The sequence below is a fragment of the Streptomyces sp. NPDC049585 genome (assembly GCF_040675615.1).
GTDB lineage: Bacteria > Actinomycetota > Actinomycetes > Streptomycetales > Streptomycetaceae > Streptomyces > Streptomyces luteosporeus.
The window spans coordinates 148148-161895 of record NZ_JBFAPE010000002.1; the positions used below are offsets into that span (position 1 = coordinate 148148).

The 13748-nt window shown below is 71.9% G+C and carries 13 protein-coding genes; 8 read left to right on the top strand and 5 right to left on the bottom strand.

Going from position 1 to position 13748, the window contains the following annotated elements; genetic code table 11:
* Nucleotides 1-3 precede the first annotated feature (3 nt).
* On the top strand, nt 4-1497 hold the full coding sequence (locus AB0K17_RS03075) for a glycosyltransferase 87 family protein (protein ID WP_365981910.1): 1494 nt from the start codon (nt 4-6) through the stop codon (nt 1495-1497).
* 63 nt (nt 1498-1560) lie between these two features.
* Here the strand turns inward: AB0K17_RS03075 and AB0K17_RS03080 are convergent, their stop codons facing one another.
* From AB0K17_RS03080 to AB0K17_RS03090, 3 genes are all read right to left on the bottom strand, one after another.
* A complete protein-coding gene (locus AB0K17_RS03080; protein WP_365964992.1) occupies nt 1561-2592 on the bottom strand; it encodes an alanine racemase in 1032 nt (343 codons plus the stop codon).
* A 45-nt stretch (nt 2593-2637) separates the two neighbouring features.
* Nucleotides 2638-3756, bottom strand: a complete 1119-nt coding sequence (locus AB0K17_RS03085) for a peptidoglycan bridge formation glycyltransferase FemA/FemB family protein (RefSeq protein ID WP_344433028.1) — start codon at nt 3754-3756, stop codon at nt 2638-2640.
* Between the two features lie 101 nt (nt 3757-3857).
* A complete protein-coding gene (locus AB0K17_RS03090; RefSeq protein ID WP_365964993.1) occupies nt 3858-4187 on the bottom strand; it encodes a hypothetical protein in 330 nt (109 codons plus the stop codon).
* A gap of 276 nt (nt 4188-4463) precedes the next feature.
* Here AB0K17_RS03090 and rpsF point away from each other — a divergent pair, with 276 nt between their 5' ends.
* The 4 genes from rpsF (at nt 4464) to rplI (ending at nt 6198) form a co-directional block, all read left to right on the top strand.
* Nucleotides 4464-4754: a 30S ribosomal protein S6 gene (rpsF, locus tag AB0K17_RS03095; protein ID WP_049719052.1), complete on the top strand. Its 291-nt coding sequence runs from the start codon at nt 4464-4466 to the stop codon at nt 4752-4754.
* Between the two features lie 83 nt (nt 4755-4837).
* The gene (locus tag AB0K17_RS03100) at nt 4838-5422 is read left to right on the top strand and encodes a single-stranded DNA-binding protein (protein ID WP_365964994.1); all 585 of its coding nucleotides are present in this window, start codon (nt 4838-4840) and stop codon (nt 5420-5422) included.
* Nucleotides 5423-5496: 74 nt separating this feature from the next.
* On the top strand, nt 5497-5733 hold the full coding sequence (gene rpsR / locus AB0K17_RS03105) for a 30S ribosomal protein S18 (RefSeq protein WP_004950692.1): 237 nt from the start codon (nt 5497-5499) through the stop codon (nt 5731-5733).
* Nucleotides 5734-5751: 18 nt separating this feature from the next.
* A complete protein-coding gene (gene rplI / locus AB0K17_RS03110; protein WP_344433031.1) occupies nt 5752-6198 on the top strand; it encodes a 50S ribosomal protein L9 in 447 nt (148 codons plus the stop codon).
* Between the two features lie 266 nt (nt 6199-6464).
* Here the strand turns inward: rplI and AB0K17_RS03115 are convergent, their stop codons facing one another.
* Nucleotides 6465-7817: an MATE family efflux transporter gene (locus AB0K17_RS03115; protein WP_365981912.1), complete on the bottom strand. Its 1353-nt coding sequence runs from the start codon at nt 7815-7817 to the stop codon at nt 6465-6467.
* A 379-nt stretch (nt 7818-8196) separates the two neighbouring features.
* Here AB0K17_RS03115 and dnaB point away from each other — a divergent pair, with 379 nt between their 5' ends.
* Entirely contained in the window at nt 8197-9675 is a 1479-nt protein-coding gene (gene dnaB / locus AB0K17_RS03120; RefSeq protein ID WP_365964996.1) for a replicative DNA helicase, read from the top strand.
* Here dnaB and AB0K17_RS03125 read toward each other — a convergent pair.
* Complete coding sequence (locus AB0K17_RS03125) at nt 9642-10880, bottom strand: MFS transporter (protein WP_365981913.1); 1239 nt, start codon at nt 10878-10880, stop codon at nt 9642-9644. The two genes, dnaB and AB0K17_RS03125, sit on opposite strands and share 34 nt — an antisense overlap.
* A gap of 94 nt (nt 10881-10974) precedes the next feature.
* Between AB0K17_RS03125 and AB0K17_RS03130 the strand changes: the two genes are divergently transcribed.
* Together AB0K17_RS03130 and AB0K17_RS03135 are read left to right on the top strand one after the other, a co-directional pair.
* Nucleotides 10975-12360, top strand: a complete 1386-nt coding sequence (locus AB0K17_RS03130) for a serine hydrolase domain-containing protein (RefSeq protein ID WP_365981914.1) — start codon at nt 10975-10977, stop codon at nt 12358-12360.
* 95 nt (nt 12361-12455) lie between these two features.
* Entirely contained in the window at nt 12456-13583 is a 1128-nt protein-coding gene (locus AB0K17_RS03135) for an aminotransferase class V-fold PLP-dependent enzyme (protein WP_365964999.1), read from the top strand.
* Nucleotides 13584-13748: the final 165 nt, after the last annotated feature.

The window sequence follows — 13748 nt, forward strand, 5'->3', positions numbered from 1 at the left end:
CGCATGAGGAGCGCGCGGGACGATCAGCCAGTACGGCCCACCGTCGAGGACGAGGTGGCCGCCGCCGGCAGCGAACTCATCGGGGGGCCGATGGGGCGGCGGGCCCTGCTCGGCGCGGGATGGTGGTCGCCGGTGCGGGTGATCGCCCTCGTGGCGATCGGCCTGTTCGCGCTGGGCATGGTGCAGAAGCTGCCCTGCTACAACTACGGCTGGTTCTTCGGCGCCACCACGCAGTACACCCACGCCTGCTACTCCGACATCCCCCACCTCTACTACGGGCGCGGCTTCGACCAGGGGCTCATCCCCTACTTCGATCACATTCCGCAGACCGTCTCCGGGGGCATGGACTACCTGGAGTACCCGGTGCTCACGGGCCTGTTCATGGAGGTGGCGGCGCTGCTGACACCCGGTGGCGGCACGCTGCAGCACCGCGAGCAGATGTACTGGTTCGTCAACGCCGGGATGCTCATGGCCTGTACGGCCGCCATCGCCGTGTGCGTGGCGCGCACCCACCGCCGCCGGCCCTGGGACGCCCTGCTGTTCGCCCTGGCACCGGCCTTCGCGCTGACGGCCACCATCAACTGGGACCTGTTCGCGGTCGCCCTGACGGCCGGCGCGATGGCGGCCTGGTCGCGCGGCCGGACGGTGGCGGCGGGCGTGCTGATCGGCCTGGCGGCCGCGGCCAAGCTGTACCCGGCCCTGCTGCTGGGGCCGCTGTTCGTGCTGTGCCTGCGGGCCGGGCGGCTGCGGGCGTTCGGCTCGGCGGTGGCCGCGGCCGTCGCGTCCTGGCTCGTGGTGAACCTGCCGGTGATGCTCACGCACGACGCGAGCGGCTTCCACATCCGGCCGGGCTGGGCGAAGTTCTACACCTTCAGCCAGGAGCGGCCGATCGACTTCGGCTCGGTGTGGCTCTTCCTCTCCCAGCGCACCGGGAACCCCCTGGAGGACGCCAACACCTACGCGTCTGCGCTGATGGTCCTGGGCTGCCTGGGCATCGGAGTCCTCGCCCTGTGCGCGCCCCGGCGCCCGCGCTTCGCCCAGCTGGCCTTCCTGGTGGTGGCCCTGTTCATCCTGGTCAACAAGGTCTACTCGCCGCAGTACGTGCTGTGGCTGGTGCCGCTGGCCGCGCTGGCCCGGCCCAAGTGGCGGGACTTCCTGATCTGGCAGGCCTGCGAGGTCCTGTACTACCTGGGCATCTGGTTCTACCTGGCCTACACCGGCAGCGGGGACAAGCACCAGGGCCTGCCCCCCGAGGGCTACCAACTGGCCATCGTCGCCCACCTGCTGGGCACGCTCTACCTCTGCGCGCTGGTCGTGCGCGACATCTGGTTCCCCGAGCGGGACGTGGTGCGCCGCGACGGCTCCGACGACCCCTCCGGAGGCGTGCTGGACGGGGCCCCGGACATATGGATCCCGGGTTCCGTGCGTCGCGAGCGCCGGACGGAACCCGCCTCGGTCGCACGCGTCGAGTGGGGCACCGGGAGCCGCACCCCGTGAGGTGACGGCCCCCGGCCCCGGATCACGGGGGTGGGAACAGTGGGATCGGCAGGAACAGCGGGATCAGTGGTCGACCACGCGGTCGAACTGCGTGGTGGTGTGCCGCAGGTGGGCCACCAGCTCGTCGCCGACCTGCGGGGCGGGAGCATCGGAGGGCACGAACAGGATCGAGACCTGCATGTGCGGGGGCTCGGCGAACCAGCGCTGCTTGCCGGCCCACACGAAGGGCGACAGGTTGCGGTTCATCGTGGCCAGGCCCGCCCGGGCCACGCCCTTGGCGCGCGGCATCATGCCGTGGAGCGCCTTGGGCGCCTCCAGGCCGACGCCGTGCGAGGTGCCGCCGGCCACCACCACGAGGTAGCCGTCCCCGGTGGCCTTCTGCTGGCGGTAGCCGAAGCGGTCGCCCTTGGCCACCGGCGTGACGTCCAGCACCGCGCCCCGGTAGTGGGTCGCGTCGTGGTCGCCCAGCCACAGCCGGGTGCCGATGCGGGCCCGGAAGCGGGTGTGCGGGAACTGCTGCTGCAGCTGGGCGAGCTCCTCGGCCTTGAGGTGGCTGACGAACATCGTGTGCAGCGGCAGGTGGGCGGCGCGCAGCCGCTCCATCCACGCGGCGACCTCGTCGACCCCGCTGGTGCCGTCGGCGTGGTCGAGCGGGAGGTGTATCGCGAAGCCCTCCAGGCGCACGTCCTCGATGGCCGCGTGCAGCTTGGGCAGGTCCTCCTCGCTGATGCCGTGCCGCTTCATGCTGCTCATGACCTCGATGACGACGCGCGCGCCGACCAGCCCGCGCACGCCCTCGACCGAGGAGACCGAGCGGATGGCCCGGTCGGGCAGCGGCACCGGCTCCTCGCCGAGCCGGAAGGGGGTCAGCACCAGCAGGTCACCGCTGAACCAGTCCTTGATGCGGGCTGCTTCGTAGGTGGTGCCGACGGCGAGGGTGTCGGCCCCCATGCGGGTGACCTCCTCGGCCAGCCGCTCGTGGCCGAAGCCGTAGCCGTTGCCCTTGCAGACCGGGATGATCCCGGGGAACTGCTGGATGACGGACTGCTGGTGTGCCCGCCAGCGCGCGGTGTCGACGTAGAGCGTGAGCGCCATGGCCGGTCCCGGAACCTTTCCCTGAGTGTCGTTGGAGCCGTTGGATCAGCGACGAGACATGTACATGTCGAGCGCCTTGTGGAGCAGCTTGTTCAGCGGGAAGTCCCACTCGCCGAGGTACTCGGCCGCCTGGCCGCCGGTGCCGACCTTGAACTGGATCAGGCCGAAGAGGTGGTCGTTCTCGTCGAGGGAGTCACCGATGCCGCGCAGGTCGTAGACGCTCGCGCCCAGCGCGTAGGCGTCGCGCAGCATCCGCCACTGCATGGCGTTCGACGGACGGACCTCGCGCTTGTGGTTGGCGGAGGCGCCGTAGGAGTACCACACGTGCCCGCCGACGATCAGCATCGTCGCCGCGGCGACGGCCTCGCCCTCGTGGACGGCGAAGTACAGCCGCATGCGGTTGGGGTCCTCGTTGTTGAGGGCCGTCCACATGCGCTGGAAGTAGCTCAGCGGCCGCGGGCGGAACTTGTCGCGCTCCGCGGTGATCTCGTACAGGTGCTGCCAGGTCGGCAGGTCCTCGTAGCCGCCCTGGACGACCTCGACGCCGGCCTTCTCGGCCTTCTTGATGTTGCGCCGCCACAGCTGGTTGAAGCCCTTGTGGACGTCCTCCAGCGAGCGGCCCTCCAGCGGCACCTGGAAGACGTAGCGGGGCTGGACGTCACCGAAGCCGGCACCGCCGTCCTCGCCCTGCTGCCAGCCCATGCGGCGCAGCTGGTCGGCGACCTCGAAGGCGCGCGGCTCGATGAAGGTCGGCTGGACGTCGCGCAGGCGCTTGGCGTCCGGGTCGGAAATGCCGTTCTTGATGGCGCCGGCGTCCCAGCGCCGGATGACGACGGGCGGGCCCATCTTCACCGAGAAGGCGCCCTGCCGCTTCAGGTGCGCCAGCATCGGCTCCAGCCAGTCGGCGAGGTTCGGGGCGTACCAGTTGATCACCGGGCCCTCGGGCAGGTAGGCCAGGTAGCGCTTGACCTTGGGCAGCTGGCGGTAGAGCACCAGGCCCACGCCGACGAGCTGGCCGGTCTTGTCGAACCAGCCGAGGTTCTCCGAGCGCCACTCGGCCTTGACGTCCGCCCACCCCGGCACCTGCATGTGACTGGCCGCGGGCAGGCTCTGGATGAATGCCAGATGCTGCTCTCGGCTGATTGTCCTCAGGGTCAGGCTCATGCGGGGCGCTCCTCGGCAGGTGTGTCCCCATGGTCGGGGCTCCGGCTCTCGCGCCGAAGCCTACTGCGACCGGGGAGCGCCCCGTTTGGGCGTACGCCCCGCTATCCGATCACACCCCCGAAGAGACCGCCGTGCGCCATCCCCAGGAAGAAGCCGATGGCGGCCGCCCCGAGGCCGATGATCAGCAGGAAGCGCTCGCCGGTGGTGGCCGAGATGAACTGTCCCCAGGCCCCGCTGAGGATGCCGAGGAGTCCGCTCCAGGAGCTGAGCAGGTGCAGGTTGTCGAAGGCCGAGGAGATGAAGGCCACCAGACCGAGCACGACCGTCACGGCGACGAAGGTGTTCTCGACAGGGTGGGGCTTTCCGTCGCTGTTGAGCAGACCGCCGAGCAGGGACCCGGGGCGGCGGGGCTGTCGTGCTGCCTGTGTCATGGGGGCACCTCCAGAAGGCAGGGAGCGCCGTATGGCGCCGGTCACACCCGTTGCGTCCAGACTGAGGGCCCGGACTGCCGGATTTCAACCGCACGCCACGGTGGGGGTACTCTGTACGGTCTGCACCGGTGTCTGCCCGGACCCAGCTTCGGTCCCGGGGGCAACCCAGGGACTCTCCGCTGATTGTCAGTGTCCGCCGATACCGTTGTTCACGCATCACGACCCTCCTGCCACGGATCGACCGTGGCCGCTGAGTCCAAAGGAGGTGGGTTCCACATGCGTCACTACGAGGTGATGGTCATCCTCGACCCCGATCTCGAGGAGCGAGCTGTCTCCCCGCTGATCGAGAACTTCCTCTCCGTCGTCCGTGAGGGCAACGGAAAGGTCGAGAAGGTCGACACCTGGGGCCGTCGTCGTCTCGCTTACGAGATCAAGAAGAAGCCCGAGGGCATCTACTCGGTCATCGACCTGCAGGCCACGCCTGAGGTCGTCAAGGAGCTCGACCGCCAGATGAACCTGAACGAGTCGGTCCTCCGGACCAAGGTCCTCCGTCCCGAGACCCACTGAGCCTGACGGCTTAGAGAGGTCATCGGGCTGCATCTCCAACGAGTAGCAAGCAGCCAGCAGCACACCCGCCGAGAGGTTCATCCATGGCAGGCGAGACCGTCATCACGGTCGTCGGCAATCTCGTCGACGACCCCGAGCTGCGCTTCACCCCGTCCGGTGCGGCGGTCGCGAAGTTCCGTATCGCGTCCACCCCCCGCACCTTCGACCGCCAGACCAACGAGTGGAAGGACGGCGAGAGCCTCTTCCTCACGTGCTCGGTGTGGCGTCAGGCGGCGGAGAACGTCGCCGAGTCGCTTCAGCGCGGCATGCGCGTCGTCGTGCAGGGCCGTCTGAAGCAGCGGTCCTACGAGGACCGCGAGGGCGTCAAGCGCACGGTCTTCGAGCTCGAGGTCGACGAGGTCGGCCCCAGCCTGAAGAACGCCACGGCGAAGGTCACCAAGACCACGGGTCGCGGTGGCCAGGGTGGCTTTGGTGGCGGCGGTGGCGGCCAGCAGGGTGGTGGCGGCTGGGGCTCCGGTCCCGGCGGCCAGCAGGGCGGCGGGGCTCCCGCCGACGACCCCTGGGCGTCCAGCGCTCCGTCCGGCGGCCAGCAGGGCGGCGGCGGAGGTGGCTGGGGCGGCGGCTCCGGCAACTCCGGCGGCGGCTACTCCGACGAGCCGCCCTTCTAGGTCCCCCGGGGACCCGGGCCTCAAGGGGCCCGAGGGCGCCAGCACAAAACTTCTTGATTCACAGGAGAGAGACAATGGCGAAGCCGCCCCCGCGCAAGCCGAAGAAGAAGGTCTGCGCGTTCTGCAAGGACAAGACCGCTTACGTGGACTACAAGGACACGAACATGCTGCGGAAGTTCATTTCCGACCGCGGCAAGATCCGTGCCCGTCGCGTGACCGGCAACTGCACCCAGCACCAGCGTGACGTCGCCACGGCAGTCAAGAACAGCCGTGAGATGGCGCTGCTGCCCTACACCTCGTCCGCGCGATAAGGGAAGGGTGACCAAAACATGAAGATCATCCTCACCCACGAGGTCTCCGGCCTCGGCACCGCCGGCGACGTCGTGGACGTCAAGGACGGCTACGCCCGCAACTACCTGGTCCCGCGCGGTTTCGCGATCCGCTGGACCAAGGGTGGCGAGCAGGACGTCGCGCAGATCCGTCGTGGTCGCAAGATCCGCGAGATCGCCACGATCGAGCAGGCCAACGAGGTCAAGGGCAAGCTCGAGGGCGTCAAGGTCAGCCTTGCCGTCCGTGCCGGCGAGGCCGGCCGTCTGTTCGGTTCCGTGACCCAGGCCGACGTCGCTTCCGCGATCAAGGCTGCCGGTGGTCCGGACGTGGACAAGCGTCGTGTCGAGCTGGGCGCGCCCATCAAGACCCTCGGCGCCCACCAGGTGTCCGTGCGTCTGCACGCCGACGTCGTTGCCAAGCTCGGCATCGAGGTCGTCGCCGCGTAATCGCTGCGCTCGGCAGGCTGCACAAAGGGCCGCACCCCCTTCGGGGTGCGGCCCTTTGCCGTACCCGGGCGCCCCGTAAGGGGCGCGGGGCGGTGTCGATCTGCGGCTGCCGCCGCGTGGGCGCGACAAGCCACGACGTGCCCGCAGGTTGCCCGGACCCCCGGGGTGGCGTGTCAGCTGCGGGCCGCCGCTGGCTGATCGCGCAGTTCCTCGCGCCCCTTACGGGGCGCCGTGGTGGCGCGTGACGAAGATCCGCCGGGCACGGCCTAGGAGCGTACGGCCCCGGTGACGATCCAGCGGCCCGAGCGGGCCCGCAGCCACAGGGTGGCCATCCGGGCGGCCATCATCAGCGTCATCGCCCACCACAGGGCGGTCAGCCCGCCGCCGAGGGCGGGCACCAGCAGGGCGACGGGCGCGAAGACGGCCAGGACGAGGAGCATGGCCCCGGCCAGGTACGTCCCGTCGCCGGCGCCCATCAGCACGCCGTCCAGGACGAAGACGACCCCGGCGACCGGCTGGCCGAGGGCCACCAGCAGCAGGGCGGGCAGCATGGCGTCCCGTACGGCGGGGTCGGAGGTGAACAGCGGGATGAACACCGGCCGGGCCAGCACCACCAGGGCACCCAGCACCACTCCGGAGCCGATGCCCCACTGCACCATCCGCCGGCAGGCCGCGCGGGCCCCGGTGGCGTCCCCGGCGCCGAGGTGGCGCCCGATGATGGCCTGGCCGGCGATGGCGATGGCGTCGAGGGCGAAGGCCAGGAGGTTCCACAGGGACAGCACGACCTGGTGGGCGGCGATGTCGGTGTCGCCGAGGCGGGCCGCGACGGCCGTGGCGATCATCAGGATGGCGCGCAGGGACAGGGTGCGCACCAGCAGGGGCGCCCCGGCCCGGGCGCAGGCGCGTATGCCGGCGGCGTCCGGGCGCAGCGAGGCGTCGTGCCGGCGGGCGCCGCGGACCACGACGGCGAGGTAGGCGGCGGCCATGGCGCACTGGGCGATGACGGTGCCCCAGGCGGAGCCTGCGATGCCGAGGCCGGCGCCGTAGACGAGCGCGAGGTTGAGGCCGGCGTTGGCGGCGAAGCCGCCGATGGCGACGTAGAGCGGGGTGCGGGTGTCCTGCAGCCCGCGCAGGACGCCGGTGGCGGCGAGGACGGCGAGCATGGCGGGTATGCCGAGCGAGCTGATCCGCAGGTAGGTGGCGGCGTGGGGTGCGGCGGTCGGTGACGCCCCGAAGGCCTCGACGAGCAGCGGGGCGGTGGCGAGGACGCCCAGGGTGACGGCGGCGCCGAGGAGGAGGGCGAGCCAGATGCCGTCCATGCCCTGGCGGATGGCGGCTTGCAGGTCGCCGGCGCCGAGGCGGCGGGCGACGGCGGCGGTGGTGGCGTAGGCGAGGAAGACGAAGACGCTGACGGCGGTGGTGAGCAGGGCGGCGGCGATGCCGAGGCCGGCGAGCTGGGGGGTGCCGAGGTGGCCGACGATGGCGCTGTCGGCCATGAGGAAGAGGGGTTCGGCGACGAGTGCGCCGAAGGCGGGGACGGCCAGTGCGAGGATCTCGCGGTCGTGCCGGCGGGCGGTGCGCCGGGCGGCCTGCCGGGCGGTTGTGGGCGCCTGGGCCACGGATGCCCTCCCATCTTCCACAGGTAATCAGTCCTCTTAGCTTACGCCCCTTACCTCACGGGGTGTTGTGTGATCTTCTCTGTGCCGTTTGTCGTGATCTCCGGCCGAGGGCGAAACTTTTTCTCCTCAACAGCCGGTGGATGGCAAAAGGGCAGGTCAGAGGGGTTGGGTCGAGGGGATTGTGTGTTTGTCCACAGCGCTGTCCCCCGTGCTGTGCACAGGTTACGGGGACTTCTCCACAGACTGGGGCCGCTCATCCACACCCCCTGTGGATAACCAGATTGGCTGACGGTGCCCGCGGCCCTACCGTGGACCGGCGGCCGCCGGAGTCGGGCGCGCTGTCCGTCGTCCGTTTTCCCGTGCCGTAGGAGGTCCCCGGGTGAGTATCCCCGAGCCCATGGACGACCCCTGGGACGACGGCGGCCCCAGCGACCGGCTCCCCTTCCCCCGCGCCCGCCGCGGCGACGGCAAGGGCCGGGGCGAGCAGCACGACCGCGGCGCCGAGGACGGCGCCTGGAGCGGCCGGGAGACGGGCTTCGAGCGCGTCCCCCCGCAGGACCTGGACGCCGAGCAGTCGGTGCTCGGCGGCATGCTGCTGTCCAAGGACGCCATCGCCGACGTCGTCGAGGTCCTCAAGGGCAACGACTTCTACCGTCCCGCCCACGCCACGATCTACCAGGCCGTCCTCGACCTGTACGCCAAGGGCGAGCCGGCCGACCCCATCACGGTCGCGGCGGAGCTGACCAAGCGCGGCGAGATCACCCGGGTCGGCGGCGCGGCCTATCTGCACACCCTCGTCCAGTCGGTCCCCACGGCGGCCAACGCGGAGTACTACGCGGAGATCGTCCACGAGCGGGCGGTCCTGCGCCGCCTGGTCGAGGCCGGCACGCGCATCACGCAGATGGGATACGCGGCCGACGGCGACGTCGACGACATCGTCAACAAGGCCCAGGCCGAGGTCTACGCGGTCACCGAGCAGCGCACCAGCGAGGACTACCTCCCGCTCGGCGACATCATGGAGGGCGCCCTCGACGAGATCGAGGCGATCGGTTCGCGCAGCGGTCAGATGTCCGGCGTGCCCACCGGCTTCACCGACCTCGACGCCCTGACCAACGGCCTGCACCCCGGCCAGATGATCGTCATCGCGGCGCGCCCCGCCATGGGTAAGTCCACCCTCGCCCTCGACTTCGCCCGGGCCGCCTCGATCAAGAACCAGCTGCCCAGCGTCATCTTCTCCCTCGAAATGGGCCGCAACGAGATCGCGATGCGTCTGCTGTCCGCCGAGGCCCGGGTCGCCCTGCACCACATGCGCTCGGGTTCGATGACGGACGACGACTGGACGCGCCTCGCACGCCGGATGCCGGACGTCTCGGCCGCGCCGCTGTACATCGACGACTCCCCGAACCTGTCGATGATGGAGATCCGCGCCAAGTGCCGCCGGCTCAAGCAGCGCAACGACCTCAAGCTCGTCGTCATCGACTACCTGCAGCTGATGCAGTCCGGTGGCGCCCGGCGCCCCGAGAGCCGGCAGCAGGAGGTCTCGGACATGTCCCGTAACCTCAAGCTCCTCGCCAAGGAGCTGGAGGTGCCGGTCATCGCCCTCTCCCAGCTGAACCGTGGACCCGAGCAGCGCACCGACAAGAAGCCGATGGTCTCCGACCTGCGTGAGTCCGGCTCCATCGAGCAGGACGCGGACATGGTCATCCTGCTGCACCGCGAGGACGCGTACGAGAAGGAGTCGCCCCGCGCGGGCGAGGCCGACCTGATCGTGGCCAAGCACCGTAACGGTCCGACGGCCACCATCACGGTCGCCTTCCAGGGCCACTACTCGCGCTTCGTGGACATGGCACAGACCTGATCCCGCCGCCCGCCCTCCAGCGGGCGCAGGGCGAGGAGCACGGCCGTGGTGGTCGCGAGGAGGGCCACGCAGGCGCTGAAGACCAGCCCCGCGTGGCGCAGGCCGAAGGCCGTGGCCATGGCGCCGACGCCGACCACGGGGATCGAGATGGCCACGTAGAGCACCACGAACAGGGCGGAGGTGACCTCGCCCCGCCGCTCGGCCGGAGCCAGGTCGCCCACCGCCGTGACCGCCGCGCGGAACGACAGGCCCTGCCCGCAGCCCGCGACGAGGGCGCCGGTGACCAGCAGCGGCAGCGAGACGACGAGCAGCGCGGCGAAGATCAGGGCCATGCCCGCCACGAGTACCACGCACCCCCACGGCAGGGCCCGGTGGACGCCGACGCGTCCCATGGCGAGCTGGCCGGCGGTCGATGCCGCGAAGACCGCGCAGACGACCGTGCCGGCGACCGCCGGGTCGTGCACGCCGAGCACCTCGCCGAGGAAGCTGGGGGCCACGGAGGTGAACAGCCCGAGGGTGGCGAAGCCGGCGAAGCCGGCCATGGCGCCGGGGACGAAGGCCGGGCGCACCTGCCGCGGCACCCGCAGCCGGCGCGGGACGAGCGGGGCCCGGCGCCGGCCGCCCACGGTCTCGGGGATCAGCAGCACCCCGGCGACGGCCACGGCGACCAGGGCCAGGTCGACGACGTACACCCAGGTCAGCGGGTCGGGGACCCACTGGGCGAGCAGGCCGGCGAGCAGGGGGCCGCTGCCCAGGCCGCCCATGTTGGCAGCGGTGGCGACGAGGACGGCCGTCCCCGCCAGGCGCCGGGGGGCGAGTTCGACGACGGCGGCCGTGGCGGTGCCGGTGAACAGCCCGGCGGACAGCCCCGAGAGCACCCGTCCGGCGAAGAGTTCGGCGAGGCCGTGCTCGAAGAGGAAGCAGGCGGCGCTCGCCGCCGACAGCACGAGCCCCGCCAGCAGGACCGGCCGTCTGCCGACGACGTCCGAGAGCTGTCCCAGCAGGAGCAGGGCGGCGATGACACCGACGGCGTAGACCGCGAAGATCACCGTGATCATCAGCGAGGAGAAGCCCAACTCCCGCTGGTAGAGGGCGTACAGCGGGGTGGGCAGGGTGGTGCCGCACATCGCGACGGCGAAGGCGTACGCGGCCGTGGCGAAGGGCCAGGTGGGCCCGTCCGGTCCGGCGGGCTGATCATGCGTCACCGCGACTGCCTATCAAGAAGGCCCGCCGCCTCCGCCGCGGCACGCCCGGATAAACCGGGCTGCCGCACCGGGTGGCCCTGGTTAGGGTGCGGACATGATCGACACGAGTGGGGTGCAGGGCGGGGACGGGCTGCTGCCGGGGACGCGGCGGGCCCTCCTGCGGCGGGTGGCGCAGGGGCAGACCGAGGGCCGTACGCCCTCGATGGTGGGCGCCGTCGTGCGCGACGGGCACCTGGTGTGGGCCGCGGGGCGCGGGGACGTCGGCGGCCGCGAGCCGGATGCGGACACGCAGTACCGCATAGGTTCGATCACCAAGACCTTCCTCGCCGTGCTGGTCATGCGGCTGCGCGACGAGGGCCTGCTCGGCCTCGGCGACCGGCTGGGGCAGCACCTGGAGGTCCCGGAGGGGGCCGGGGCGACGATCGCCCAGCTGCTGTCGCACACCTCCGGCCTGTCCGCCGAGCCGCGCGGACCCTGGTGGGAGCGCACGGACGGCAGCCTGCGCCCCGGCCTTGCGGACCTCTTCGGCGAGCGCCCGCAGCGCCACCCGGCCGGCCGCGTCCACCACTACTCCAACCTCGGCTTCGCGCTGCTGGGCGCGCTGGTGGAGAAGCTGCGCGGGGAGCACTGGTACGAGGTGCTGCGCCGCGAGGTGCTGCAGCCGCTGGGACTGGAGCGCACCACGCTGCACCCGGTGGCTCCGCACGCCGACGGCTGGGCGGTGCACCCGTGGGCCGACGTCCTGCTGCCCGAACCGGCCGCCGACACCGGCCGGATGGCGCCCGCCGGACAGCTGTGGTCGACGGCGGCCGACCTGGGCCGCTTCGCCGCGTTCCTCATGGCCGGGGACGACCGGGTGCTGCCGGCGGCCACCGTCGAGGAGATGCGCACGCCGCTGGCCGAGCCGCAGGGCGCGGACTGGACGGGCGGCTACGGCCTGGGCGTCCAGCTCGTACGCAAGGACGGCATGATCCTCGCCGGCCACACCGGCACCATGCCGGGCTTCGTGGCCCAGCTGTGGACGGACCCGGCCGAAGGCATCGCCTCCGTCGTCCTGGGCAACCTCACCTCCCTGCCCACCGCCGGCGCCGTCGCGGCCGACCTGATCACCACCGTGGCCGAGCTCGAACCGGGCCTGCCCGCCCCCTGGCGGCCCCTGCAGGACGCGGATCCGCAGCTGCTGGAACTGACCGGGCCCTGGTACTGGGGCGCGAGCCCCTTCGCCCTGCGGCTCGGCGCCGGCCGCGCCCTGTCCCTCGCCCCCGTGGGCGGCCCCGGGCGCGCAGCGCGCTTCCGCCCCGAGGCCGACGGCACCTGGACCGGGCTCGACGGCTACTACGCGGGGGAGACCCTGCGCGTGGTGCGCACCGCCGACAACGCCGTGAGCCACCTCGACATCGGCACCTTCGTCTTCACCCGCCACCCCTACGAACCCGGGGACGCCGTGCCCGGAGGAGTCGACACGGGCGGCTGGCGATAGTCGGATCGTCGTCACGCGGTGGGGCGCGGACGTAGAGTCGACCGGGAGAACGGCGGCGCCCGACCACGCGGCGCGACACCCACCTGGAAGGCACCGTGACTGCCCACATCGCACCGGACCTGCTCGACTTCCCGCCTTTGGAGGCCGGCCACTTCGCCCGCATCGAGGACAAGGTCGCGGCGCTGATGCGCACCCGCCGGACCGTCGTCGCCATGCAGGGCGAGGCGCTGCTGCCGCTGGAGGCGGCCATCCGCTCGGCCGTACGCCCCGGCAGCACCGCGCTGAACGTCGTCACCGGCCCCTACGGGGAGACCTTCGGCGGCTGGCTGCGCTCCTGCGGTGCCGACGTGGTGACGGTGGCGGCGCCGTTCACCGGTGCCGTGAGCGCCGAGCAGATCGCCGAGGCGCTGCGCGCCCACCCCGCCATCGACTTCGTGAGCCTGGTGCACGCGGAGGCGGCCACGGGCAACACCAACCCCGTCGCCGACATCGCCGCCGTCGTGCGCGAGCACGGCGCGCTGCTGATGCTCGACGCCGTCGCCTCGGTGGCCGCCGAACCGCTGCTCACCGACGAGTGGGGCGTCGACCTGTGCATCATCGGCGGCCAGAAGGCCATGGCCGGCCCGGCCGGCGTCTCGGCCGTCTCCGTCAGCGAGCGGGCCTGGGAGCGCATCGCGGCCAACCCGCAGGCCCCGCGCCGCTCCTACCTCTCCCTGCTGGACTGGAAGGAGCGCTGGGTCGACGCCGGGCGCTCCGCCCTGCCGCACGCCCCGGCCCAGCTGGAGATGCTCGCCCTGGAACAGGCCGTCGACCGCATCCAGGAGGAGGGGCTGGACGCCGTCATCGCCCGCCACCGGGCCGCCTCCGCGGCCACCCGGGCCGGCGTGCGCCTGCTGGGCGCGCTCGCCCCCTACGTCGTACGGGACGAGGACGCCGCCCCCGCGGCGACGACACTGCGCGCCCCGCAGGACCGCGACGCCCGCGACGTGGTGGCCGCGGCACTGGCCGCCGACGCGTCGGTGCCGCTGCAGGCGGCCGGCGGCGCGCTGGCCACCGAGATGATCCGCGTCAACCACTACGGGCTCGACGCGGACCGCGAGGTCGTCCTCGCGACCCTGGAGGCACTGGCCGCGGGCCTGCGGGCCCTGGAGGTGCCGGTCGCCGAGCCGGACGAGGCCCTGGCCGCGGCGGGCAAGGCCTGGGACGCGGTGGCCACCGCCTGACGGGCTGCACCGAGGGCCTGCCCGATCCGACACGGCCCAGCCGCCCCGGCGCCTACCGCGCCGAGGGCGGCTTTTTGCTGCCCTTTTCGTCTTTGGATTATTTGCCCCGGTATGGCGGCGCGCCGGCTCGCCCACACCCGCGGATAGAATCGGAACCCGCATCCC